General features: G+C 39.0%; 18 protein-coding genes. All 18 read left to right on the top strand.

Features of this window, described 5'->3' with window-relative positions:
- The first annotated feature begins 15 nt into the window (after positions 1-15).
- The 18 genes from QVA83_RS07805 to glmM all read left to right on the top strand — a co-directional run bounded on the left by QVA83_RS07805 (position 16) and on the right by glmM (position 22,870).
- Positions 16-1,524, top strand: coding sequence for a coiled-coil domain-containing protein (locus QVA83_RS07805; protein ID WP_287498312.1), 1,509 nt, complete (start codon positions 16-18; stop codon positions 1,522-1,524).
- Between the two features lie 4 nt (positions 1,525-1,528).
- A complete protein-coding gene (locus tag QVA83_RS07810) occupies positions 1,529-3,493 on the top strand; it encodes a hypothetical protein (RefSeq protein ID WP_168481998.1) in 1,965 nt (654 codons plus the stop codon).
- A gap of 2 nt (positions 3,494-3,495) precedes the next feature.
- Positions 3,496-4,179 (top strand): 6-hydroxymethylpterin diphosphokinase MptE-like protein, encoded by a 684-nt coding sequence (locus QVA83_RS07815; protein ID WP_168482000.1) that lies wholly within the window; start codon positions 3,496-3,498, stop codon positions 4,177-4,179.
- Complete coding sequence (locus tag QVA83_RS07820; RefSeq protein WP_287498313.1) at positions 4,160-5,089, top strand: SMP-30/gluconolactonase/LRE family protein; 930 nt, start codon at positions 4,160-4,162, stop codon at positions 5,087-5,089. The genes QVA83_RS07815 and QVA83_RS07820 overlap by 20 nt, the downstream gene beginning before the upstream one ends.
- Positions 5,079-6,020 (top strand): glycosyltransferase family 2 protein, encoded by a 942-nt coding sequence (locus tag QVA83_RS07825; RefSeq protein ID WP_168477558.1) that lies wholly within the window; start codon positions 5,079-5,081, stop codon positions 6,018-6,020. Before QVA83_RS07820 ends, QVA83_RS07825 begins: the two co-directional genes overlap by 11 nt.
- Positions 5,977-6,693, top strand: coding sequence for an acylneuraminate cytidylyltransferase family protein (locus QVA83_RS07830; RefSeq protein WP_168477561.1), 717 nt, complete (start codon positions 5,977-5,979; stop codon positions 6,691-6,693). Before QVA83_RS07825 ends, QVA83_RS07830 begins: the two co-directional genes overlap by 44 nt.
- Positions 6,690-7,631 (top strand): phosphoglycerate dehydrogenase, encoded by a 942-nt coding sequence (locus QVA83_RS07835; protein WP_287498314.1) that lies wholly within the window; start codon positions 6,690-6,692, stop codon positions 7,629-7,631. Before QVA83_RS07830 ends, QVA83_RS07835 begins: the two co-directional genes overlap by 4 nt.
- Positions 7,618-8,379 (top strand): SDR family NAD(P)-dependent oxidoreductase, encoded by a 762-nt coding sequence (locus QVA83_RS07840; RefSeq protein WP_168477563.1) that lies wholly within the window; start codon positions 7,618-7,620, stop codon positions 8,377-8,379. Before QVA83_RS07835 ends, QVA83_RS07840 begins: the two co-directional genes overlap by 14 nt.
- Before the next feature lie 53 nt (positions 8,380-8,432).
- Positions 8,433-11,258 carry a 6-hydroxymethylpterin diphosphokinase MptE-like protein gene (locus QVA83_RS07845; protein ID WP_168482004.1) on the top strand — a complete coding sequence of 942 codons (2,826 nt, stop codon included), beginning with the start codon at positions 8,433-8,435 and terminating at the stop codon, positions 11,256-11,258.
- 71 nt (positions 11,259-11,329) lie between these two features.
- Positions 11,330-12,445 carry a GDP-mannose 4,6-dehydratase gene (gene gmd, locus QVA83_RS07850; protein WP_168477633.1) on the top strand — a complete coding sequence of 372 codons (1,116 nt, stop codon included), beginning with the start codon at positions 11,330-11,332 and terminating at the stop codon, positions 12,443-12,445.
- A gap of 56 nt (positions 12,446-12,501) precedes the next feature.
- Positions 12,502-13,470: a GDP-L-fucose synthase gene (gene fcl / locus QVA83_RS07855; RefSeq protein ID WP_287498315.1), complete on the top strand. Its 969-nt coding sequence runs from the start codon at positions 12,502-12,504 to the stop codon at positions 13,468-13,470.
- Between the two features lie 91 nt (positions 13,471-13,561).
- Positions 13,562-14,467, top strand: coding sequence for a hypothetical protein (locus QVA83_RS07860; RefSeq protein ID WP_168477629.1), 906 nt, complete (start codon positions 13,562-13,564; stop codon positions 14,465-14,467).
- Positions 14,460-15,488: a hypothetical protein gene (locus tag QVA83_RS07865; RefSeq protein WP_168482006.1), complete on the top strand. Its 1,029-nt coding sequence runs from the start codon at positions 14,460-14,462 to the stop codon at positions 15,486-15,488. The genes QVA83_RS07860 and QVA83_RS07865 overlap by 8 nt, the downstream gene beginning before the upstream one ends.
- A 118-nt stretch (positions 15,489-15,606) precedes the next feature.
- Positions 15,607-16,224, top strand: coding sequence for a hypothetical protein (locus QVA83_RS07870; protein ID WP_168477701.1), 618 nt, complete (start codon positions 15,607-15,609; stop codon positions 16,222-16,224).
- 1 nt (position 16,225) lies between these two features.
- Positions 16,226-18,316: a glycosyltransferase family 2 protein gene (locus QVA83_RS07875; RefSeq protein ID WP_168482008.1), complete on the top strand. Its 2,091-nt coding sequence runs from the start codon at positions 16,226-16,228 to the stop codon at positions 18,314-18,316.
- Complete coding sequence (locus QVA83_RS07880; RefSeq protein ID WP_168479975.1) at positions 18,309-19,172, top strand: glycosyltransferase family A protein; 864 nt, start codon at positions 18,309-18,311, stop codon at positions 19,170-19,172. Before QVA83_RS07875 ends, QVA83_RS07880 begins: the two co-directional genes overlap by 8 nt.
- A gap of 457 nt (positions 19,173-19,629) precedes the next feature.
- The gene (gene glmS, locus QVA83_RS07885; RefSeq protein WP_287498316.1) at positions 19,630-21,462 is read left to right on the top strand and encodes a glutamine--fructose-6-phosphate transaminase (isomerizing); all 1,833 of its coding nucleotides are present in this window, start codon (positions 19,630-19,632) and stop codon (positions 21,460-21,462) included.
- Positions 21,463-21,529: 67 nt separating this feature from the next.
- Positions 21,530-22,870: a phosphoglucosamine mutase gene (glmM, locus tag QVA83_RS07890; protein ID WP_287498317.1), complete on the top strand. Its 1,341-nt coding sequence runs from the start codon at positions 21,530-21,532 to the stop codon at positions 22,868-22,870.
- Positions 22,871-22,878: the final 8 nt, after the last annotated feature.

Below are 22,878 nucleotides of genomic sequence, written 5' to 3' on the forward strand. Positions count from 1 at the left end.
GCTAAGCCAAAAATAATGGTAGGGAAGCTTGAAATATTTTGGAGAAAAGAAATGGTTAGAGTTGTCTCGCTCAAACATTTAGCTATCCGTGAAAGTTTGGCCAAAAGGCGATCTGTTGAGTTAATAGAAGAAGCGGGTGAGTCTTTCGAAAAAGTGGACTTAGCACCCAATGAAGAATGCATTAGTATTGAAGAGTTGACTAGTTTACTTAAGCAAGGGATTAAGTGTTTCGTTCTTTACCCTAGCCCAGAGGTAATATTGGAAGAACACTTGGATCGTGAATTGGAGTTGGAAAAAGCGGTTCATTTAACGGCGAGTTATTCAGAGGACTTGGTTAGCGTATATAAAAATTATCGAAAACAGCTTAAATTACTCAATGAATGTCATGTTGATTACGCCACCACTAAGGGAATAGAAAGCATTCACCAGTTAGGCTTGCGAGTAACAAATCTAAGGCCAATAAGAAGCGCAACTACTGCTACTACACTAGCACTCCATATAATCAAATCTCATAATGAACTTAATAGAGCTGTTAATACGTTAGATGGATGTAGCGTTGTCATAAACAATAGTTGGAAAGAGTCTGTGGTTGAGCAGTCGGTAGCGAATCTCAAAGAGTTAAGAAAGTCACAGATAAACAAAGATTCAATAATTAGTAAGTTAGAGAAAATGAATAAAAAAGCTGAAGCCGAAAAAGCTGATTTGATGTCACAATTAGATGAAAAGTCGCAAGAGGCGAAACTCCATTTAACTCAACTTGTTGAGATACAAGAGCAATTAGAGAGGCAAGCGCAAAGCCACAAAGCTGATAAACGTGAGCTTCAAAACCAGATAGATGAATTGTTAGAAAAATCTGTGGATGAAAAATTAGAGCTTGCAATCGAGAACAAGCTTTTGCTTAATCAAATTTTTAACTTGCAAGCGGAGTTGGAGGCATACTTCACAACGTTAAAACAAAGCGAAGCAAAAAACACCAAGGAACATGAAAATGTTTTGGTAAAGAACGAATTAATTACTAAGTTGAAATTAGCAGAACGACAATTAAAGATTGCAGATAAACAAGTTAAAGAATTGTCGAAAAGCGAAAGACTGCTGAGCGTTGAATTACGGCACGTAAAGAGTGAGCTAGCTTCCATACGATCGTCAGTTGCTTGGAAGGCTAGCAAACCCGTCAGAGTGCTGACAAGTGCGGTGAGTAAAACAAAGACGAAGAATCGAAAGATACAAGCCGATTTGGACATTATCAATTCAAGTGATTTATTTGATGCTGAATGGTACGTAAAAACTTATCCCGATGTTAAAAAGTCGGGAATAGATCCTGCCGAGCATTATCTCAATTTTGGGTGGTTAGAAGGTAGATATCCAAGCCAGTATTTTGATGGTACATGGTACTTAAATCGTTATCCGGATGTTTCCCAATCAGATACCAATCCGCTTCTGCATTACTTAAAATTTGGCAAAGATGAAGGCCGCCTTCAAAGCCCTAAATTATTAGAGCACAACAAGAAAAAAAGTACTAGGTAAGGACATGGGCAAATGCAAAAGGACACTAATATGGCTAGGTGTTGGCTGCGGAGCTCAACCTCAAATCGACCTGAGCAATTATGACAATGTTATATTAGTTGATGCACGGAATGACTGCTTTGAACACTTAGCTAACCATTTTTCGCATGAAAATATAGCGTTCAATAGTGTCGCAATTGGCGAGCATACAGAGAAAAGTCAACAGCTGTTTACTATCTACAGCATAGAAGAGTTTTCATCTCTTTCTACAGCAAAAGAGCTTTGTTCTTTATTTCCTGGATTAAAAGAGCAAAAGTGCATTTCTGTGGATGTGGTTTCAGCTACTTCGTTTATCAATAAGCTGAAGCTACCGAAAGCCAGTAGCGATCTTATTCTAGATATACCTGACAAAGCTTTTGGCGTAATAGAAGATTTAATTGAATCGGGCCACATTAAAGCGTTTCAGACGATAATTGTACTGGGTAGTGAATTTGAGTTATACGAGGGCATGGCTCCTATAGCTTTGATAAGAGAACTGTTAGAACAACAGTTCTTTGAACTAGTCAGTGTAGATAATAGTGATCCAGATATCCCTTACTTCACATTTTCTTTTTCAGCAAAAAGATACGAAATTAATCAGTTGCAATCAAAACTTGAGCAAACAAACGCTGAGCTCGATAGCATGCGAGAACAATTGCGAGAAGCTACAAAGGAGATTCAGCTTAATAAGCAGTACTTTGAAAAAAATGAATTGATACTCCGCGATAAGTACGAAAGCGATAAAGCTTTATTAATAAGTGAAAAGAGCGTATTGGAGCGAAATCTTGAAGTATTAAACGAACGGCTTAACTTTTGTTCTGAACTTAATCAAAAATTAGAAAAAGAGCTTACTATTCAAGTGAAAGAAAGCGGTAAGCTACTAGATTTATTAAAAAAGACTCCTTTAGATTTAAAAGACGCTCAACTTTTTTTCACTGATTTACAGAAATCACAGATTGAAAATGGAGTGAAATTAGCGACGAAGTGCTTTAAGGCGAAAGATCAATTGGCGCTCTTAGAGAAAATATCTTCAATATTGACAGATAAAAACACCAGCCAATTATCGAAGTTTGCATTTTGTTGTAAAGCTAGTCAGTTATTCTCCAAAAGAAATGATGAACTCATGGCTGTTCATTTCATCAATACTGCAACGAGATATGTCGATTCAGGTGATAATGGCCAACTTAATTTTGAGTTGGCACAACGCTCTATTTTGTTGAAGAAATGGGATTTGGCCGTTGACTTTTCGGTAGTTGCTATGAGCAAGTTTTTAAGCAACAGAGAGTATGATGGAGAGCATTATTTACATGCATTTACCGAGATACGACGAGCCTCTAAAAAGAGACAGCAGCATGGACATGACCTTTTAATTGAGTACATCAATTCAAACAAGAGCGGTACATTTCAACAGAAAAAGCAAAAAACGTTTGTAGAAATAGGGACAACTCGCGAAGACATCCCAGGGCAAGGGTCAACGATTCAACTTGCTACGCTTTGCCATGAATTGGGTATTCAGTTCATTACAGTAGATATGGATCCCAACAACACTCAGTTAGCAACTATTACTATGACCAGTGAATCTTTATCCGGAAAAGCTATTAATCAAAAAGGAGAAGACTTTCTAGCAGAGTACGATGGCCAGTTAGATTTTGTGTTTTTAGATGCCTATGACTTTGATCATGGTAATCACAGTGAGTTAAGACAGGCAAGGTACAAAAAGTATCTGGGCCATAGGATTGACGAAAAAGAATGTCATGTAATGCACCTGAAATGCGCTGAGTCCTTAATTGGCATTCTTAGCCAAAATGGAGTGGTGTGTATTGATGATACTTGGCGAGATGAGGATGGAAATTGGACTGCGAAGGGAACATTGGCTGTTCCGTTTCTTTTAGAACGAGGATTTGAAATTATCGATGAACGAAACCGAGCAGTACTTCTCAAGAGGTTGTAAGCATGCGAGTCGAATTACTACTTAAGGATCGTCATAAGGGAGAGACGTGTGTTTTAATCGCAAACGGCCCCTCGCTAAACAGAATGAATTTAGATTTTTTAGCGCATCAGACCACAATAGGTATGAATAAGATTTTTCTAGGATTTGAAAAGTTTGCTTTTTATCCAAATTATTATGTGGCCGTGAATCCGACGGTTGTGAGGCAAAGCGAAGAATCTATCAAAAAGTTAAACTGTGTGAAATTTATCGGTAATAGAAAGGGAAGCATTATTAACGAAGATTCAATAACATACGAGATAAATACTAAAGCTCCTCCTGATAGCTTCTGTAAAGATATAGCCAAGGGGGTGAGAGAAGGGGGAACGGTAACCTATGCGTCTTTACAAATAGCCTACTACTTAGGCTTTAAGCGAGTTATCATTATAGGAATGGATCACTCGTTTAAGTTTGAAGGGAAGCCGAACGAAAGTAATCGCATGGAAGGTGCAGATACAAATCACTTTGCAGACAATTACTTTGGGTTTGGTCAAAACTGGGATAACCCCGACTTAAAAAAATCTGAAAAGTTCTACGCAATAGCTCGAGAAAATTTTGAGCGTGATGGAAGAGAAATTCTGGATGCCACCTTAGATGGTAAATGCAAAATATTTAATAAAGTAAATTATCGTGAAATCTTTAATACTTGAAAAAACTAAAATTGAAAATAATAGCTTAAACTCGACTTGGGAAAGTTTAAAAGTATTTTCAAGCTCAAATTGTGAATTGGGAGAAGGGCCTTTATGGAGCGCTGCCACTCATAGTTTGTTTTGGGTGGACATACTAAGTAAGCGACTCTATAAGAAAGAGGTTGAAACTGGCGATGAATTTTATTGGTCGCTACCTGTAGCAGCTTCGTCTATTGCAGCCGACTCAATAAGTAAGAACAGCTTTTGGCTTTTGACGGAAACACATTTGTGTCTCTTTCATGTTCAGAGTGGAAAATTTGATTTTGTGTATCCTTTAAATTTAGAAAAAGGGTATCGAACAAATGATGGGGTAGTTGGTCCGGACGGTAGATATTGGTTTGGAACTATGCTTTGGTCTCCCAAACCTGGTAAGGGAGAAATTTTTAGCATAGGTAAAATGGGGGATATTCGAAAAGAGAAGAGCTCAGTCGCTATTCCGAATACATTTTGCTGGATAAATCAAAATGAATTGTTAGTAAGTGATTCACTGGAACAAATTTGCTATCGCTTAGATAAATCGACACGGCACTCGCAAGTTTTCATTGACAAAAAGGGCCACCAAGGAACACCAGATGGTGGTGCAATAGATAGAAATGGAAATATCTGGGTCGCTGTATGGGGTGAAGGAAGAGTAGTATGTTATAATCCCGATGGCGTTATGAAAAACGAGATTAAGCTACCAGTATCACAACCCTCAAGTTGTTGTTTCGGCGGGAAAGGCCTATCTACATTGTTTATTACAACTGCTAAAGAGGGGCTTATAGATGACGGCTCTCAAAGCTATGCGCTTTCTGGATTAGTGTTTATGATTAACCTTGATGATACCGGTGCAGTGGTTGAGACTTTTGATGGACTAAAAGATGATTGCTAGTGTTATTATCCGAACTTTCAACGAGCAAAAGTACCTTGATCAGCTGCTCGAGCTTGTGTTTTCCCAAAAATGTGAAACAGTTGAACTAGAAGTTGTTATTGTAGACTCTGGTTCTACTGATTCTACATTAGATATCGCGGCAAAATATCCTTGCAAAATCACTCATATTGATAAGGCTGACTTCACTTTCGGCCGTTCACTGAATGTTGGATGTGAATTCTCAAAAGGTGACTTCCTTATTTTTGTGAGCGGTCATTGCCTTCCTGTAGATCAATATTGGATAGACGAACTTGTAAAGCCTCTTATTGAGGGAGTAGCTGACTATTCATACGGCCGACAAGAGGGAAGAGATTCTACTAAGTTCTCTGAGTATCAGCACTTTGAAAAGTGCTTTCCTGCCTATGATAAAGTACCTCAAGAAGGTTTTTTTTGTAACAATGCAAATGCAGCTGTCACTAGAAAAAGTTGGCAGAAGTATAAGTTTAATGAAGAGTTAACGGGTTTAGAGGATATGTACCTAGCTAAGCAGCTAGTGAGCGCGGGTGGTAAAGTTGCATATGCCTCGAAAGCCTCTGTTCACCATATTCATGACGAATCGTGGCTGCAGGTTAGAACTAGATATGAGCGCGAAGCTTACGCTCTGCAAAAAATTATGCCTGAGGTACACTTTACAGCTCGAGACTTTTGTCGCTTTTTTGTTTCTAGCTTATTCTCCGATTCGGCTGCTGCGATCCGTCAAAAAGTATTTCTAAAAAAATTTCCGCAGATATTTATGTTTAGGCTTATGCACTACTGGGGTACCTATATCGGCAATCACGAAGTGCGCAAATTATCTTCTAAAATGAAGTATCATTATTTCTATCCCAAGGATGTAGAGAAAAAATTATATGAGCAAGAAAATAGTCGCATTGCTTCCAATGAAAGCAAATAGTACACGTGTTAAAGGTAAAAATTTTAGAGACTTTTGTGGAAAACCGTTATTTCGGTGGATACTTGATAGCTTATTAGAAGTAAAGGAAATTGATACCGTCGTGATAAATACAGATGCGAGAGAAATCCTTGCAGAAAACGGTTTAATTGAAAGTGATAGAGTGGTGATAAGAGATAGAAAACAGGAAATTTGTGGAGACGAAGTATCAATGAATTTAGTGTTAGCTGATGACATTGAGAATGTTGAAGCAGATTTGTACATTATGACGCACACTACAAACCCTCTGCTCAGTGCAAAAACAATATCGAAAGCCATTTCTGAATTTAACAATGCAGAAGCTAACGAAACGGCTGACTCACTGTTTACTGTTAATAAAATTCAAACGCGCTTTTACAGAGAAGACTGCTCGCCTGTAAACCATGATCCGGATAACTTACTTCCAACTCAGGACTTAGAGCCTTGGTTTGAAGAAAATTCGAATTTGTATCTTTTCACTAAAAGTAGTTTCGCAAAAACAAGAGCAAGAATTGGGGCGAAGCCAATGATGATGGAATCGCCAGCAATGGAGAGTTCAGATATTGATACGCCAGACGATTGGGACATGGCTGTCGTTGCAACTCAGTATTTTATAGAAAAAGGTCTTATTCAATCTTTAGAGGCAAGTGACAAATGAAAAAAGTATTAGTAACGTGTCCTCCAATGTTAGGGCTTTTTGAGCAGTTTAAAGAGCCTGCAGCGGCGAAAGGTATTGAATTGGTGGCGGCCAAAACAACTCAAGTTTTGTCCGAAACAAAGCTGAAAGAGTTATTGAAAGGTTTTGATGGGTGGATTATTGGCGATGACCCAGCAACAAGAGAAGTGTTTACTGCAGCCAAGCAAGGCGGATTAACCGCTGCTGTTAAATGGGGAATTGGCGTTGATAACGTCGACTTCGAAGCATGCAAAGAGTTGGACATTCCCATTACGAACACTCCCAACATGTTCGGATCTGAAGTCGCTGATGTTGCAATGAGCTTAATGCTAGGTTTAGCAAGACAAACTTTTTATATTGATAGAGAAATTCGTACGACCAACGGTTGGCCAAAGCCAGCTGGAATGAGCATAACTGGGAAGACCATAGGTGTTGTTGGTTTTGGTGATATAGGCTTTAACACAGCGAAGCGCCTTTCTGGTTTTGACGTAGAAGTAATTGCTTATGACCCTGGTGTAGATGGCAACAAAGAACTGAATTTCGTTAAGCGAGCAGCTTGGCCGGAGTGTTTAGAAAAACTAGACTTTTTGATATTTACATGTGCGTTGAATAAACATAATTTTCATATGCTGAATGCTGAAACACTTAGCAAGATGAAAAAAGGAAGCAAAGTTGTGAACGTAGCTCGTGGTCCATTAATTGACGAACAAGCTTTAATAGCGTCTCTTCAAAGAGGACATACTGCCTCTGCCGCGCTAGATGTATTTGAAGTAGAGCCATTGCCAGTAGAATCACCATTACGCAATATGCCTCAATGTATTTTTGGGTCTCATAATGGGTCTAATACAATAGAAGGTGTGCACAGGGCCAGCGAAGCGGCTATAGACAAAATTGCGGAGTTTCTTTATGCCGACAAATAAGCCTTGGGCCTTTATAACTGGAGCAGCTGGTGGTATAGGAAAAGCATTGGTAGATGCGTTTGTTAATTCTGGTTATAGAGTTATCGCCGCAGACATTAAATGGGAATCCAAAGCGCGTAACAAAGATGTATACGAGCTGGGTCTGAATTTGGAGCGTTTGGCTTTTAATTCCACAGAATTAGAGTCTTTGCATTCAAGTGTAATGGAATTGACAGAGGGTAAGGGACTAAATGCGTTGGTGAACAATGCAGCGGTTCAAATAACCTCTGCCACAGAGAATATTTCTAGCGAAGACTGGGCTAAGACGTGGGATGTAAACTTTCATGCACCATTCTTTTTAATACAAACGTTCTTAGATACGCTTACTGAGAATAATGGTTCAGTAGTGAATATAAGTAGTATTCACGCAACACAAACTAAAAGAGATTTTGTTGCCTATGCTTCCTCTAAAGGTGCACTGAGTAGCCTTACTCGAAATTTGGCCGTAGATTTAAGAGATAAAATTCGTGTAAATGCAATTGAACCAGCAGCAGTTGCAACCGATATGCTCGTTGATGGTTTCAGTAAAACGCCGGAAAAATATGAACAGCTGAACAGATATCACCCGCTTGGCAGAATTTCAGAACCCCAAGAAGTTGCTGAACTTGCCGTATATCTGTGTTCAGATAATTGCAGATTTATTCAAGGCGCATGTGTTCCAGTTTCAGGTGGAATACATAATTGTTTAAGTGACCCGTCATTTGAGTAACAAAGTTATAAGTCTTACCTAGTGAAAAATTAATAAAATGAAAAAGTATTGATATGAAAAAGGTTCTCATATTTACAGACAGTAGGGGGCAACATAAGCCTGCTGGAAGTAGTCATAAAATATTTGCCGAAAGATTAGCCTCAGAAGCCAGTAATGTTGAAGTCGAAATGGTTTTATGTCCAATGAAATGGACTACAACATTAGACTTCTTTGATTATATTAACGAAAAGAGTGTCGAGGATTATGATGCGATTGTTCTATACACTGGTATTGTCGAGTGGTCGCCTAGGCCGCAAGAAAGCGCAATCAACGATCTTTACAATAATCTGAAAATAGATAATGAAGGTGATTGGCAATCAAATACAAGAGATTACTCCAAGAAAATAGTAAATAACAAAAAAACATTATTTGATAACTTTTTTGGTGAAGAGAATATTGTTAATTATCTTGAGCGGCCATTTGAGACTACTTATGAAGGAAAGAAGACTATAAATATGTATAGTCTCGAAATGGCAAGAGTGGTTGCTGAAAAACTCAAAGCCATAAAGAATTTAATTTTCATAAACTCAAATAGATTACTACCTGACTGGGAAGGGGACTTTAAAAGGGGTAGGCCGGAAAATATAGATGTCACTCACCGGTATTCGGATCTTTTTACTAATATTCTTGGTCCTGAACGGACTATCGACCTAAGAAAGTGGGATAAAGAACAGATCAAAAAACTCACTTGCGATAATATGCACCTTACAGAGCAAGGAAGTGATTGGATATTTTTTGAGCTAATAAAAAGGCTGGGATTGGAAATGAAGTCTGATTGGAACGTCACAAGTGAATTCTTCGCAGAAAACTTAATTAGAGATAAAAGTAAGTTAGTTGAGTTTAAGCCCATTGAAAGATTTTTTGGCGCGAAGAAAGACAAATTTTCTAAAAACTATGCTCCTGAAGGTAAGCCGTTTGCAACCCTAATAATAGGATTAATGCTAGAGTCAAGTGACTCGCAAAGACTTCATAACCTATCCGTTTTGTTAGAGTGGATACAGCATCATTATGAAGATATGTTTGACGTTCTAGTTGTTGAACAGGGAGACAAGCGCAAATTAAAAGAAACCTTCTTGAGTAGATATAAATTTGTTCGATATGAATTTATTTACAATCCTCAAGAATATAATAGAGGATGGGGGTATAACGTAGCGGTTCAACACTTCTGCGAGGAATCTAAAGTTGTTGCGCTAATGGATACTGATGTATTGCCTGGCTCTAATTTCATTGCAGATATTAGAGATTGCTATATTGATAAATATGATATTATTTCACCATATCAAAATGTTTATTACACAGACGAGATTGAAGCTGACAAGATAGTAAAGACTAAGTCTCTAACTCATTTAAATGATCCCGAGAAGATCAAAAACCCTGTTACCATAACGGGTGGGATTGTTATTGTTAACAGAAAAACCTATTTGGAGCTTAAGGGCTTCGAGCAATACGTTGGTTACGGCTGCGAAGATCGCTCATTAGATGTTCTCGCACTGGGTCTTGTCAAAAAAGAGAGAATCAAAATATCTCCTCATGCTTATGTGCATCTCTACCACCCGACGGATAAAGCTGCGAGGAAAAATTTCAAGGAAATTTATGCTCACTTAAAAGAAAATTATTCTTGTGAGTGGTCACCAAAGCTTGGTCCTACAGAGTTTATCCATTCATTTTGTAATCATCCCAGTAAGAAGGATTTAGTTAAACTTCTGATCAAAAAAAGCAAGAGTTTTGCTGATATAGCTCTTTATGAAGAAGGAAAATCCATTTCGATAAATGGACAAGAAGTTTTAGATGACAAAGACATTGATGGGATGTTATTGCCACCAAATTTTAAAGATTTTGATAGTTATCAAGCTAATGAGATTTACGAAGCGCCAGATCCCGATACTGATGAATTAGAACAATTTAGAAATGCATTCTTAGGAGAGCGCTGCTTTATTATAGGCAATGGTCCTTCTCTGAACGAGCATGACTTGTCCCTTCTGAAAAATGAATATACTTTTGGTGTGAATTCATTCTTTTACAAAACACGAGAAACAGGATTTAGACCAACTTTCTATGTTGTGGAGGATAGTTCTGTTATTAAAGAAAATCTTAAGGAAATAAAGTCCTTTTATGCTCCTTTCAAGTTTTTCCCAACAGTGTATAAAAGGTTGCACCCGAAGCAGCCAAATACGTTTTTCTTTAAAATGAATAGAGGGTTCTACGAAAAGTCATCTCCTAACTTTTGTGTCCCTAGGTTCTCTACTGATGCAACTAAAGAGTTGTTCTGTGGCCAATCGGTAACTTATATCAACTTGCAACTTGCTTACTATATGGGATTTAAAGAAGTTTATCTCATAGGTATGGATTTTTCTTACATTATTCCAGACTCTCATAAGCGAAGTGGTGATGTGCTATTATCCGACTCCGACGATCCAAATCATTTCCATAAAGATTATTTCGGCGCTGGAAAAACATGGAAAGATCCTAAGCTTGATAGAGTAGGAAACAACTATCGTATGGCAAAGGTTGCTTTTGAGAGCGTTGGTAGAAAAGTTTATAACGCAACTGTTGGTGGTAGCTTAGAAATTTTTGAGAGGAAAGATTACAATAGTTTGTTCAATAAAAATGTTGATTCGAGCGAGTCAATTTTTAATCAGCCATCGACATTTGCTGAGGCAAACAAGTTGTTTTTAGAAGGTAGATACACTGATTCGCTAGTTAGGTATGTCAGTTTGGTTAAAGACAAGCCATCATTCTTACCTTATAAAGAGGCTGCTGTTAGAGCTTATTTGAAGGCGAAAGATAAGGAGCAGCCAGTGCAACGTGAGCTTGTAGACTTCATAAAAGGCTTTTTGTAAACCTTTTCTACGTTAAAGGTTGTTTCATATAAGTGAAGGCCTTTATGAATATATGGACGAACCAATAAAAAATGAAACAAGCTCTAATAACAGGAATAACGGGGCAGGATGGCTCTTATTTAGCGGAATTTCTTCTGTCCAAAGGGTACGAGGTGCACGGCGTTAAACGCCGTGCCTCTAGCTTCAACACTGACAGAATCGATCATGTATACCAAGACCCCCATATCGACGACCCTCGTCTAATTTTGCATTATGGCGATTTGACAGACTCTTCTAATCTGGCTCGGCTTATTCAAGAGATAAAGCCGGACGAAGTATATAATTTAGCTGCACAGAGTCACGTTGCGGTAAGCTTTGAATCACCGGAATACACTGCAGACGTAGATGCACTAGGAACTTTAAGGTTATTGGAGTCTATCCGCATGGCGGGGCTTACACACAGAACAAAGTTCTATCAGGCATCTACTTCAGAATTATACGGCTTAGTACAAGAAACTCCCCAAACAGAGCGCACACCATTTTACCCAAGGTCTCCATATGCGGTTGCAAAACTCTTCGCGTATTGGGCTACAGTGAACTACCGTGAGTCTTATGGTATGTACGCTTGCAATGGGATTCTTTTTAATCATGAGAGTCCTCGCAGAGGCGAAACCTTCGTTACTAGAAAGATTACTCGAGGTATTTGCAATATAGGGCAAGGCCTTGAAACGTGCATTTATCTTGGTAACTTAGATGCTAAACGGGATTGGGGGCATGCTAAAGACTATGTTCGAATGCAATGGATGATGCTACAACAGGATAAACCAGATGATTTTGTGATAGCTACGGGCAAACAGATTTCTGTTAGAGAGTTTGTGAGGCTTGCTGCATTTGAAGCTGGAATTTCTCTTGCATTTTCTGGGAGTGGTACAAATGAAATCGCTACAGTCACTGACGTTGACGCTACGAAAGCGCCAAGCGTTAAAATTGGCGATGTCATCGTTAAGGTGGACCCAAGGTACTTCAGACCTGCCGAAGTTGAAACATTGCTTGGGGATGCGTCTAAAGCCAAAGAATTGTTAGGGTGGGAACCTGAAATTAGCGTTGAGGAAATGTGTGCTGAAATGGTCGAGTCTGATCTCGAAAAAGCAAGACGTCATGCATTGCTCAAAACACACGGCTTTTCGATTTCTCTAACTAAAGAATAAGAATTAGACTTTGTTTGTCATACCAACTGATTTTTATGATGGATTTGAGGAGTGAAATGAAAAACGTATTCATTGCTGGTCATAAAGGTATGGTCGGCTCTGCCCTAGTTAGGCAATTAGAAAATAAGCCTGACACTAAGTTAGTTGTGAGAAGTAGAAATCAATTAGACCTAACTTCTCAGAAAGACGTTTTCAATTTTTTTTCAACAAACCGTATTGATGAGGTGTATTTAGCTGGAGCCAAAGTAGGTGGTATTTATGCAAACAGTACCTATCCAGCTGAATTCATATATGAAAATTTATCTATCGAGGCTAATATTATTCACGCTGCGCACCTAAACAATGTGCAGAAATTATTGTTTTTAGGTTCTAGTTGTATTTACCCAAAAAATTCAAGGCAACCGATGAGTGAAAATGTTCTATTGGACGGGCCTCTTGAGCCAACAAACGAGCCATATGCTATAGCCAAGATCGCGGGTATAAAACTTTGTGAAAGTTACAATCGTCAGTATGGTAGAGACTATCGTTCCGTAATGCCGACAAATCTTTATGGTCCTAATGACAATTTTCACCCCGAAAATTCGCATGTAGTTCCTGCGCTATTAAAACGATTTTATGAAGCTGCAAGGCGTAAGAATCGTGAAGTTGTTGCTTGGGGCACTGGCACACCGAAGAGGGAGTTTTTACATGTAGATGATATGGCGTCTGCGTGTGTTCATGTGATGAACCTCTCGCCTGAGACCTACCAAAGGTTTACACGTCCCACATTGAGCCACATAAATATTGGAACCGGTCAAGATTGTTCAATCCGAGAGTTAGTGGAAACGATTGCTGATATTACTGGCTTCAAAGGAGATATCATCTGGAATAAAAGTAAACCGGATGGTGCGCCAAGAAAACTGTTAGACGTTAGTTTGTTGCACTCGCTAGGATGGCAGCATACGTACAGTTTAAAAAACGGCCTTCAAAATGTGTTCGAATGGTACGTTCAAAATCAGAATGAGTTAGATAAATTAAATAAATAGGTAAATGGATGACCTCTTTTCCCTTACAAATTACCCTATTCATGAGCATACGAACTGACTGCTTTAATGTTATTGATGCAGAGCGGATTCTATGATTATCAATTACGAGCGATTTCAAAGCTGTCACGGCCCCGAGCGCAGAACTTTTGAATTGTTGCGTGTTTATGAAAGTTGTTTTTCTAAAGTGTCATATATATCAATGCAATGGGACGCATGGTGTCATGCTCATCAAGTAGGCGATATTGATAGCGCTTTTGAACATCGTCTTTCTAATTCAGAATTCTCAATTTCGATTTGCAGTGCATCAGAAGTGGTAAATTTTGCTTCTCAAGTCGCCAACCTCGGAGTCACCCACCTTATAGTAACTTTTTTTGTCGATAACGGAACGGTCGATAGATTCATAAAGCATGGTGTAACGATTCTATATCTGCCCAACATAGAAGAAAAAAAGTTGATTAGTAGTGCAGAAAATCTACTTTACATTAGAGCTATGGGGAAGACGGGCGTTACTTTAGAAGCTTCAGTTTTTGAACAGCAGAATATTGCTAGGGTAGAAGCAAACGATGGGCGAATAGTTCACCATCACGATAAGATTCCGTTAAATACAATTCAAATAGCGTCTCGCGATATTCGTGACAGTGATGCGTTTAAAAAGCTGCTTTTAACCTCTTCCGTCGTCATCATACGAGCGAATATCGCCGAAGTAGTTAATGTAATTTGTGAAAGTATTGAGAGCGGAGTGTTGCCAGTTATCCCTGAGAGTAGCTTTGAACTTCTTGCGCACTCTAATAAATCTTTATTACGGGCAGTGTCAAGAGACTGGAATAAGCTGTACCTATTCAATCATCCACATTCCAACCTTCAGGAAATTTTGAAACAGTTTGAAGTTTATCGAAGCTGCTTGACGGGATATTCTAACTCAAGTGATGACTTTATAAGAGAGATTATAGAATTAGCTTATTCGCTATCATCTGTGAGAGGCCGTGATTATGTCTAAAATAAAAATTCACTTACATGGCAGGCATGCAAATAGAACACCACTTTCATATAGCGAATACCGGACATTCTTTTCTATTTATTTTGATTTCACGTCAAATATCTTTGAAGCAGACGTTGTGATAACTGGATTTTCAATAGATATTAATGGGCTTATTGAGAAGTATGGTAGCTATTTAGAAAAGAATCCTAGAATTAAAGTATTGGTAATATCCGAAGAACCTTTATGGGACTTAATGTCCCCCAACCACCCTACTGAACGGTACGCTACAATTACTTACAAAGATGTGTCGCTCAGTTTTGCAACGGCAAATTTTTTTAATAGTAATATATTTAAATTTGATAAGTTGCCTTATTTCATAACTACGGAAAGTAAATATGCTGCGCGTTATGCTTTTGAAATTAAAAAACACTTAGTTAATTTTAACGACCAGATACTTAAGCAAGACTGGACGGAAAAGAATAAAAAAATAAGCTTTCTTCAGCAAAAGAGACAAAGTGAAGTTCAGTATCACAAAGAATTTGGCGAAATAGCATTGTCTAGCTATCGAACAAACTTAGCGGCTTTACTTGACGAGAGCGTTGCCGAAAAGAAAGGTTTAGGGTGGAAAGATGGTGTGGCAAGGCAACAGTTGCCTGATTGGCATTTAGATAAACTACTTACCAACCGAGGAAAGTACCCACTTTTTTCAGCATTCGAAAATACCCATGTTGATAACTATATAACAGAAAAAATTTTCGACGTTTTTATGCTTGGTAGCTTTCCACTTTACTATGCAGGTCCTTCACACCGTGTGTTTGAATTTGTTGACGAAGAGAGTGTATTAAATTTCTACAAAGTTAATGAGTTAGAGGCTGCTGGGGTTATTGCTCAATGGACGCCTGAATTTGTAAATATGGAAGCCTACTATAGCACTTTAACACGTTTAGCTGATCTCTTTTCTCATCCGGAAATTCTCCACGAAGAACGGAGACGTGTTGCTCTCAAAGTGGCAAACTTTATCTTGTCAGAATGTAATTAAATTACAACTATTAGCCGATTTTTCCTCTAGATATAGTATTATTGAAACTAATTGACTAACTTAAATAGCACCTTCTTCGGCAAGAAGGTACTAAGCAACCTCTCCGAAAAGTGTAGGTATGGAAAACAATAACGTCTTTTATCAAGCCGCATTTGGTGACAGTAAAAAAATCTTGAAAGACAAAAATATAACTCAAGCAGATGTCAAAGCATTATACCCTGAGATTTTTATAAAAAATACTTCAAGATCAAGAAGAAAGGACTTCAAGTCGAGTGAAGTAACTCGTAGGACTAACGTGAGGGTAAGCGCCAGCCACAACGTTGATATTTATATTGGCAACTCTGAAATGCACCGCGACGCAGTTAATCGAGGTCGATATGCAACAAAACTGGCGCGAGGGATTAGACATTTTTTTTATCGATGGTTTGAAAGTTTACTAATTGACTCGAAAGCGATTGAGCGAGATATTCGAAGACTTTTAAATAGTAATCTCTTCGATGCTAATTGGTATCGAGAAAAATATAAGATTACTGGGTCTGATGAGATAGTTGCCAAACATTATTTGTTGGAAGGTTATAAGCACCTTAACGACCCCAGCGCTGACTTTTCAACTCAATTTTATGTTACACAGTATAGCGACGTAGCGGCTGCTCCAATTAATCCTTTGATTCATTTTCTAGTTAATGGGCAGTTAGAAAAAAGAAAGATAAAGCCTTCATGTGCAGAAGGAGCATAGTTTGCATAACCATCATCGTTTCGCATCATTTAATACATTTGCTAGAAAAGTACTAGGCAGTGCGTCCTTAAGTGAAAATGAATTTGGAAGTGCGGCGGGAAAACTCAGTTATAACTTCGAAATTGTTGATGAGAAAGGAAATCAGTTTTTGCTCGCAACGCTGCAAAGCCCTAGTTTTAACGCGGCCACTAAAGTAGCGTTACAAGTTAATCATAACATTTCTGGCGCTTCAGTAGTGCAAGAGCATGTACACGTTTATCATTCTAGATTGAATGAATTACTTTCGGCTATTAAGTCTTCAACTGGTGAACACCTCTCTCAAAGATTGAAAGAATTAGAAATACTTCTACAGAATGATATAAATTTAACTGATGCAACCAGTCAAACTATATTTACTTTAGCGACAACACAGGAGAGTTTAGTTACTTCGTTTGATGTCGTTGTCGATATTGCGTTGCATATTCAATTAGAAGCAGACCTTTTAGTTTCCGTGCTTAAGCAATTAAAATTTTTAATCGAGAATCAGAAGTTTATTAGTCATGCACCCAATATGAGGGCTCTCCAGCAATTTATTGCTTTTACTGGACTAACTGATGAAGTTAAAGCCGCGATGTTAAAAGTAAACCCAGTTGAAAGTGGCCTATCAGAAGATGCATTTGTTTCATTGGTGCTAAGTGTAGTTACTAAGCCGGAAGAAATGTTATACATCTTCGAGAAGCATAAATTGTCAGAACCTTCATCGCCGGTGAGAGTTTATGAAAGAACAATAGAGACTTTTTCTCGCTCTCCAATAAAGATAAATTTTGTAAGTAAAGTACCATTTTTGCTTAAGCTTTTTGAGCAGTTAAGCTCAGAAAGAACTCCGCACGCTAAACTGCTGTTTAAAGCTCATTATTTCGGTGATGGCGCTTGTAAAACCTGGCTAACCAAGTATCCATTTAATAAAGTATTGGATAAGGCGCTTACGTTTAGCAGTAGAGAGTTTAATGAGTTATATCGTGATGTAAGGCGCTCATTAGAAAAGCCGATGGAAAAGGGCGACTTAACCGCATTGTTACTGGATATCGACGTAGAGAACCTAAGTTTTGATAAACTAGTATATTTGTATAGCCTACTGCCGGTAGATTTAGATGAAACTGAAAAGCTTAACTTTCTTTGTAAAGGTCTGATTTCATGTGGCTTCTCTACGATTAATAGTGAGGAGAGTTTAACGTTATGCGCGTCTTTAGGCTTAAAGCAGATTAGTAATGAGATTATTAACGATGCGCTTAAAGCGTATGGACTGAAACCAGTCTTACCTCAAACGCTAAACTATGACCTCAAAAACATATTTTCGCACGTTCTTGAAAGTAATAAACTTAAGGTGGCGCAGGATGAAGGAATGGTTTCTGTAGTCATAACTACTTTCAATCCGGATGTGTTATTTTTAAAACAATCGATCAATTCAATTCTTAATCAAAATTATCCGAATATTGAAATTATAATCATAGACGATTGTTCTGATTTGGAAATTAGCAAAAACATTAAAACTCTCTGCGGGACTAAAAGCGACATTCAAATTCAATATTATCGCAACGAGACGAATGTTGGGCAATACTTAAGCCGAAATACAGCGGTAGCAATGGCAAAAGGCGAATTCATAGCCATCCAAGATGATGACGATGTCAGTCATCCAGAGCGAATAGCCACTCAAGTTAGAGCGATAGTAAGCAACCAAGCTTTAGCCTGCTTCAGCCAACATGCTAGGTATTCTGACAGTGGTATTTTATCTGTTGATGATCCACGAAACTTGCTCGCGTTAGGGGATGGCCCTGCAACGCTAATATTCAAACGAAACTTAATTCAGCTTATAGGCGGTTTCAGAAACTATCGTTCGAGGGGCGATATTGATTTCAGAACCCGTATCGAAACGATTGTTGGGAAAAACGCAATAACGAGAGTTGATGTTCCTCTTTACTTTATGCGCTCTTCATTAACCACGGTATCATCGTTATATGAATACCTTAAAGGCGATGAATTAAAGTTCTTTAGGCGCAAGATCAATTTGCTAAAAGCAAAAAAAGCATCGGAGGAAGTGCTCACCAATGGGTAAAGTAATTATTAGTTTAACGACTATTCACTCTCGTGTTGAAAAAATACATCATGTAATCACTTCTTTATTAGCTCAAAATTGCAATATACCTTTTGAGATTAAGTTATTTATATCAAAAGAAGGATACTTGTTAGATGAAGGGATATCTGAGATACCGGAAATATTGAAAGTGTTGGAACGTGATAACGACAACAAATTTTCTGTAAACTATACCGAAAATATTGGACCATATCGCAAATTTATACCTATTTTAAGGGACTATTTTTTAGATAAAGACGACTTTACATATTTCGTTACTGTAGATGACGACACCAGGTATCCCTCTTCTTGGCTGCAAACTCTTGTAGATAACGCTAAAGAGCTAGACTGCGTCGTTGCGTATCGAGGAAGAGTTTTAAGCTGTGACAGCAATACTATTCACCGATATAAAAAATGGACACATTCCGACGAAACTGTACTAAAACCAGATATACGGACGGTGGGGACAGGGAAAGACGGAATTATTTACAAGCCTGAATATTTTCATCCTGATGTTATTGATGTATCTAGTGCTCTCAGAGTTTGTAACCATGCTGATGATTTGTGGTTAAAATTTCATACAGCCATAAATGGAGTCAAGTCAGTTCTACTTGCATCATCGCTACAGGAAACATTCGAAGATATTGGAGCGGAAGATGAGAATACGTTGTATCGCAAAATAAATAAACATGGCGGAAATGATAAAGCGGTAGCTAATCTAGTTAAGTATTTTCTGGAGCGATACAATTTGAATATGCTCGATGTTTTCAATTTGAACGTAAATAGAAGCTCTACTTGGCTGGGTGAAAAATTCATTAATTCGTTCTGTGATACCTAAGTGCTAAGAACTATATTAGTTTTATATACGCTGTTGTTTTCGTTAACTGGGTGTGTAAACCTCCCTTACTTATGGATGTAACTAATTAGGGGAGGTTTACAACGAAATCTAAAAAATTGGTGGGCACAACAACAAACAGAAATTGAAGTGGCGAAACCATCTGTTCTGTTTTTTTGAAATTAAGCCGATAGGATGCAAGTACTTTGTGTAGAACAATTATGCACGAGACCACCCCGGTTACGATATGCGCCATACCATAGATGCAATTAAAATTGAGCGCAGGCTGGGTCAGAAGCCTAAGGCAAATTTTGGATAAGATACTCGTTAAACAGTCGAATTGTAATTAGCAAATAGAGCTTGGTGGAACGCTGTTCTTATTGGGGGTTACAAAAGTGCGCATTTAGGTAATATCTAACCTTGAAATTGTTATATTTTAAAAAAAGAAGAAAGTAAATATATGTGTGGAATAGTAGGCGCAGTCGCCGAAAGGAATGTAGTTGAAATACTACTAGAGGGCTTAAAAAGGCTAGAGTACAGAGGATATGATTCAGCTGGCGTAGCTTTATTAGACAAGGATGGCAACTTAAAGCGCATTCGTAAAATTGGTAAGGTTAAAAATTTAGCTGAAGCTGTTGAAAGTGAAACTGCTTTAGGTACCACTGGTATTGCCCATACTCGATGGGCTACGCATGGTGGTGTGACGGAATATAATGCACATCCGCACTTCTCCTCAAGCCGTGTGGCGGTAGTACACAATGGTATTATCGAAAATTACGTTTCGCTGCGTAAGAACCTTTCTGAAAAAGGGTACACCTTTTCAAGCGATACCGACACCGAGACCATTGCGCATGTAGTTCACGAAATGCTTAACGACGGTAAGTCTTTATTAGAAGCTGTTCAGAGTGCAGTAACACACTTTACTGGGGCATACGGTACAGTAGTTATCGACAAAGAAGACCCGGATAAAATGGTAGTAGCGCGTTCAGGTAGCCCTCTAGTAATCGGTCTGGGTTTAGGTGAAAACTTCATAGCTTCCGATCAATTAGCATTACTACCTGTAACACGCCGCTTTATCTTTTTAGAGGAAGGTGACGTAGCGGAAGTTACCCGCCGAGAAGTAACAATTTTTGATAAATCTGGTGTTCGGGTAGAACGTGAAATTATCGAATCGACGGTAGAGCATGATGCTGGTGACAAAGGTGGTTACCGCCACTATATGCTAAAAGAAATTTATGAGCAGCCTGCGGTTATTCGAAATGCTCTTCAGGATAGAGTAGATAATATTCACAACATCGACGCTTTGTTTGGCGATGGTGCTGAAGAAATTTTGAAGCAAGTTAAGCATGTGCAAATTATCGCATGTGGCACGAGTTACCATGCTGGAATGACTGCGCGATATTGGCTTGAAGAGCATGCAAATGTTTCTTGCTCAGTTGAGATAGCTTCTGAATTCAGATATCGCAAGTCAGCCGTTCATCAAAACAGTTTGCTTGTTACGATTTCGCAAAGTGGAGAGACGGCAGATACCTTAGCAGCATTACGCTTGGCTAAAGAATTAGGTTACATGTCTGCACTTACGATTTGTAATGTGCCAGGGTCATCGTTGGTACGCGAATCAGATCTTGCATTCATGACTCTTGCCGGTGCTGAAATTGGCGTTGCATCAACTAAAGCGTTTACAACCCAACTTACCGCCTTTCTAATGCTTACACTAGCGTTAGGTAAATTTAATGGCTTGTCTGATGACAAGGCTCAAGCGATCACCACTGCAATCAAGACACTACCCGGTAAGATTGAAGAGGCGCTAAGTACTGCAGACGCTATCGAATCGCTGGCTGAAGAGTTCGCCGATAAGCATCATAGCTTGTTCCTAGGGCGCGGCGCTCAATATCCGATTGCTATGGAAGGCGCGCTTAAGCTCAAAGAGATTTCATACATTCACGCCGAAGCATACGCTTCAGGTGAACTCAAGCATGGTCCATTAGCGTTAATAGACGACGAAATGCCTGTCATCGTGGTTGCCCCAAATGATGAGTTGCTCGAAAAATTGAAGTCTAACGTAGAAGAAGTGCGTGCAAGAGGCGGTATTATGTACGTGTTTGCAGACGCTGACGCACACTTTGAAAGTGATGAAACAATGCGCGTTATTGATATCCCACATTGTGAAGATATTATTGCCCCCATTGTTTACACTATTCCTTTACAGCTTCTCTCTTATTATGTCGCCTTAATAAAAGGGACTGATGTTGACCAGCCACGAAACTTAGCCAAATCAGTTACAGTAGAATAGCGCTAATGTCTTGATATTTGGCCATGACTTTTTAAGTTGTGGCCTTTCGTTTTTTTAGGAAGTAAGAATGTCTCAAAAATATTTTGGCACTGATGGAATTCGCGGAAAAGTTGGCGATTTCCCAATGACACCAGATTTCGTAATGAAGCTGGGCTGGGCTGCAGGTGTAGTCTTGGCGGCAGACGGTACAAAAGAGGTGCTAGTAGGAAAAGATACACGCGCCAGTGGATACATGCTGGAATCTGCACTGGAAGCTGGTTTGTCGGCTGCCGGCGTAAACATTGCTCTCGCTGGGCCTATTCCTACTCCAGCGGTAGCCTATTTAGCTTCGACTTTTAGAGCTGACGCAGGCGTAGTCATAAGCGCATCTCACAATCCATATTACGACAACGGGATTAAGTTTTTTGGCCGTAGCGGGGCTAAACTAGGCAGTGAACAGCAGCGGGCAATTGAAGAAAAGCTCCAGTATGCACTGGAAAATGGTATCGATTGTGTTGACTCAGAACGTTTAGGCAAAGCACGAAGAGTTGAAGATGCCGCTGGTCGTTATATCGAGTTTTGTAAAGGCACCTTTTCGAGCGAGCTTAGTTTAGAAGGCCTAACAATTGTTGTCGATAGTGCCAACGGTGCTGCTTATAAAGTCGCTCCTAGTGTATTTGAGGAACTGGGCGCAAAAGTAATTAATATAGCCAATACGCCGAATGGCATAAATATTAACAATGATTGCGGCGCAACTTCCCTCGACTCGTTGAGTAAGGCTGTGACGACAAATAAAGCTGATTTAGGGATCGCTGTCGATGGCGACGCCGATAGAATCATGTTTGTCGACTCACAAGGTGAAGTGGTGGATGGAGATGAGATTCTCTTTTTAATGGCTCGTGAAGCTAAGCAAGCTGGCTATAAAGGCGGTGTTGTCGGCACACTGATGAGCAACCTGGGCCTTGAAATAGCATTAAAAGAACTTGATATCCCGTTTGTTAGAACAAAAGTTGGGGATAGATATGTCGTAGAGAAACTTAAGGAAACTGGTTGGCGAATTGGGGGGGAAACCTCAGGACATATTCTTAACTTAGATTATGCATTTACTGGAGACGCCATTATCGCTGCGCTACAAATTTTAACCGTAGTAGTAAAAAGTGAATACTCCTTAAGTGAACTAAAAGCAGGGATGACAAAGCTTCCTCAGTGTATGGTGAACGTTCGTCATAACGATCTGGATTCAGTGCTTGATTTAGATGTAGTAAAAGATGAGGTCAGTCGCGTAGAAGAGGCTTTAGGTAAGAATGGACGACTTGTTCTTAGAAAGTCTGGAACAGAACCATTAATTCGTGTGATGATAGAAGCTAGAGATAGGGGGCTTGCTTCTGAGTTAGCCAATAGCTTGGCTGAAGTCATCAGAGAAAATTAAAAAGGAAT

Origin of the sequence: Alteromonas sp. AO-Serp (assembly GCF_017849675.1) — a bacterium.
Lineage (GTDB): Bacteria > Pseudomonadota > Gammaproteobacteria > Enterobacterales > Alteromonadaceae > Alteromonas > Alteromonas macleodii.